The 3,741-nt window shown below is 29.4% G+C and carries 3 protein-coding genes; all 3 read right to left on the bottom strand.

Annotated features, from left to right (window positions below):
• On the bottom strand, window positions 1-1,388 hold a 1,388-nt coding region (locus ACQRC6_RS09660), incomplete at its 3' end, for an ABC transporter ATP-binding protein (RefSeq protein ID WP_427848735.1).
• The gene (locus ACQRC6_RS09655) at window positions 1,388-3,154 is read right to left on the bottom strand and encodes an ABC transporter ATP-binding protein (RefSeq protein ID WP_427848734.1); all 1,767 of its coding nucleotides are present in this window, start codon (window positions 3,152-3,154) and stop codon (window positions 1,388-1,390) included. The genes ACQRC6_RS09660 and ACQRC6_RS09655, both read right to left, overlap by 1 nt.
• 107 nt (window positions 3,155-3,261) lie before the next feature.
• A partial coding sequence (locus ACQRC6_RS09650; protein WP_427848733.1) for a TetR/AcrR family transcriptional regulator occupies window positions 3,262-3,741 on the bottom strand: 480 nt, incomplete at its 5' end.

The raw sequence follows: 3,741 nt of genomic DNA, 5'->3' as shown, positions 1-3,741 counted from the left end.
CCTCCTTGTCCAATCATAGTATCAAATCCCTTTTCCTTATTTATTATAAAATCATAAGCTCCTGCCATTTTTGCAGCATTTATAATTTCATCTTTGCTTGCATCTTCTTTCCCAAATTTTATATTGTTATAAATAGTATCTTTAAAAAGATATACGTCTTGAAATACAACAGAAAATTTTTCCATTATTTTGTAAGGGTCTGCTTTGGATAAATCGACTCCTCCAATTTTAATCGTTCCTTTATTCGGATCATAAAACCTAGATATAAGTTTAATAAGTGTAGATTTACCCGAACCAGAATGACCTACGAAAGCTGTTAATTCATTCTCTTTGATATTTAATGTGATGCCATCAAGAACTTTCATTTGATTATAAGAAAAAGAAAGATTTCTAATTTCGATATCATTACTTTCATTTAAATCTTCATCTCCAGACATAGGTTTTTCATTGAGTAAATTTAAAATCCTTTCCCCTGATACTGATGCCATTTGTAATCCTGAATAATTTACAAGAGCAAGTTCCAAAGGATCAAATATTCTTGTTCCAACAAATAGAAACATTAAAAATGTATCAATTTCTAAACTTCCCTTTAAAAACAAGTAAGAACCTGTTAAACTCATCAAAGGAAGCCCAATTCTTAAAATCATACTTGCAATTGTCGTTAATGAGCCAACACCTTTTTCATTCTTGATATTTGCAACTTTCGTATCATCGATATCTTTTTCGAGTATATTTAAACTATCTTTTAAACTATTATAAGCTTTAAGTGTTTTTATTGTGTCTAAATATTCATTTATAGCTTCTCCTTCTTTTATCTTTATATTTTTTGTTTTTAAATAAACTTTTTTCTGAAAATTTTGCATAAGTCTTAATAGTATAATTGAAATAGGTAGACCAATAAAAGTTGCTACTCCCATTTTTATATCAATAATAAAAAATAAAATTGAGCAAAATATTGCTACACATATACCACTAAAAAACTGAGGTAATTGATGAGTTACTGCTGTTTCCACTTTAAAAAAATCATTCATCAATGTGTCTAAAATCTCTGATGAGCTTTTGCTTGAAAGATAGCCTATAGGAAGTCTTCTTATATGATCTGCAAGTTCTATCCTTCCATCTGCTGTAATTTTATATCCAAGTTCATAAGTATATTTTGTAGCTAAATTTTCAAAGAAAAATGTTACGATGAAAAACATAGCCATTATTCCAAAATATTTCCATAAGATATTTATGTCTACATTCCCTACACCTCTACTTAAAAACAAGGTTTCCACAATCTTAGCTAGAGCAATAAAGGGGATAAGATTTGAAATAGAGGCTAAAATATTCAAAGCAATAGATTTTCTTATATTATCGGTCTTTCCTAAAGTAATATTTTTTATCATTACTTCTCACCTTCTTTTCTATTCATTTGCCAAACATTTGAATTCTTGTAAATATCATAAAGTCTTTTGTATATTCCATCTTCAGATATTAATTCTGTGTGTTTTCCTCTTTCTACAATTTTTCCATCAGATATTACTAAAATTTGATTTGCATTCTCTATGGTATTTAACCTATGAGCAATCATGATAACTGTCTTATCTTTAACCAATTCAGACAAAGCTTCCTGTATAAGATATTCATTTTCAGAATCAGCAAAACTTGTTGCCTCGTCTAATACTAATATTGGTGCGTCCTTTAAAATCGCTCTTGCTACAGCAATACGTTGTTTCTCTCCTCCAGATAAATAAGTCCCTTTACCCAAAACAGTGTCATACCCATCAGGAAGTTTTACAATAAAATCATGACATCTTGCTTTTTTACATGCTTTTATGACATCCTCTTTTGTAGAACCTGTCTTTGCCATAGCAACATTATTGAAGACTGTATCTGTGATAAGATCACTGTCTTGAAAAACGAATGCTATCCTCTCCATTAAGGCGTTTATCGGAATATTTTTTATATTAACTCCACCAATTTTAATAGAGCCTTCTAAAGGATCGTAAAATCTGGGTATTAGCGTTCCAATGGTAGATTTGCCTGCTCCCGAATAGCCAACTAATGCTGTAACTTCTCCTTGTTTAGCACAGAAGCTTATATTCTTTAAAACCTCTTCATCTCCATAAGAAAAGCTTACATTCTCGAATTCAAGATCATGACCTTTTATCTCTTCCTCGATATTTTCAATTGCCAATTCTTTTTGATCTATAATTTCGTAGATTCTCAAAACAACTTCATTTAGTAAATTCATTCCTTCTGCAAAATCTCTAAGTTTTAATGCAGGTACGCTAATGGCAGGTGCAAGAATCAAATAGAAAATAAAAACTGTAGCAAAATCCAAGTTATTATTTCGTGACATTAAAAGTATTCCTACTGGAACTATGAATGTAGCAACAGATAAAATAAACATTCTAAATGAAACAAATCCCGGTCTTATCATTGATGTCATCGAACTTGTGAAGTCTCTATATTCTCCTACTGACTTTGAAAAAGTTTTAAATGATTTTGCTCCTGTTCCAAATATTTTAACTTCTGGCATACCTTTAACATATTCAGTAGTTGCTGAATTAATTTGATCCAAAATCGCAAAGTTCTTATCAAGTCCACCCGACTTTATAATCTTTGCCATGATTGCAATCTGAATTCCTAAACCAACAAATATAATTAACAAAGTCGTAAGACCTAATATTAAATTTATCTTCAACATAGCAATTATCATTGCTAAAATTAGTGCTAAAGTTGAAATTAAATTTGGTAATTGATGAGAAAAATATCCCTCAATTTGATTCATGTCCGATCCTAATACTTGCCTTATTTTTGACTTGTTGTCTCCGGTAAAAAATCCTAAAGGAAGATTCCCAATATGAAATAATATCTTCTTTTTTAAGTTAGCTATTAAAACATAAGAAAACTTATGGCATAAAATACCGCCAATGTAAGTTAAGCAGTATGACAATACCACTGCTGCAAGTCCATAGATGCAGAACTGTATTGTACTTTGTTCTAATTTTCCATATAAAAATAGAGATTTTATGACTTTGTATATCACCAAAATTGGACAAATACTTAATAGCATACCAAGACTAACAAATAATATCCCTCCTACAAGTTGTCCTTTTTTTATTTCACTGTAGGAAATAATATCTTTGATTGATTTCTTCTTTTTCATCTAAAACATACCTCCTTACCGAACGAGTTCGTTCATTTGCCTTAAAACTAATACAAGGAAAACACCATTGATGTTTCCCTTGTAAAATCCTTATATTTTATTTTTCTCTAATGAGGTCTTTGAAATAGTTCGCTTATTATTCCAAAGGCTTCACTTGAATTTGTTTTGTTTTCTCCCTTAATAATATAGTCATTATATATTGTTCCAACAGCTCCGTATAAAATAAAAGCTGCAAAACTCTTTACATTTTCTCTATCTATTCCCATATTATTTTCTATTTTTCCACCCTCAATTCCTTCAATAATAAATTCAGAATAAACATCAATAAACTTTCCAATATAATGAGCTAATTCCCAGAGCCTATAGGAATTATCTGTTATTGAATTATTTGAAGAAAAATTATATTTTCTTGTAAACTGATTTATATCTTTTACAACAAGATCTCTTAACATTTTTATTCTCTCTTCATAGTCTATTTCTACATTTTGAAATATATCTAACTTGTTTTTTAACTTTTCATCAAAATAAGTTTCCATACATGCTAAGAATATATCCTCTTTTGATTTAAAGTAATAATAAAACATTCC

It is taken from the genome of Peptoniphilus sp. SGI.035 (genome assembly GCF_050315115.1).
Taxonomy (GTDB): domain Bacteria; phylum Bacillota; class Clostridia; order Tissierellales; family Peptoniphilaceae; genus Peptoniphilus_A.
The sequence above is the reverse complement of the archived record's forward strand: the minus strand, read 5'-3'. Positions and strand labels throughout refer to the sequence as shown.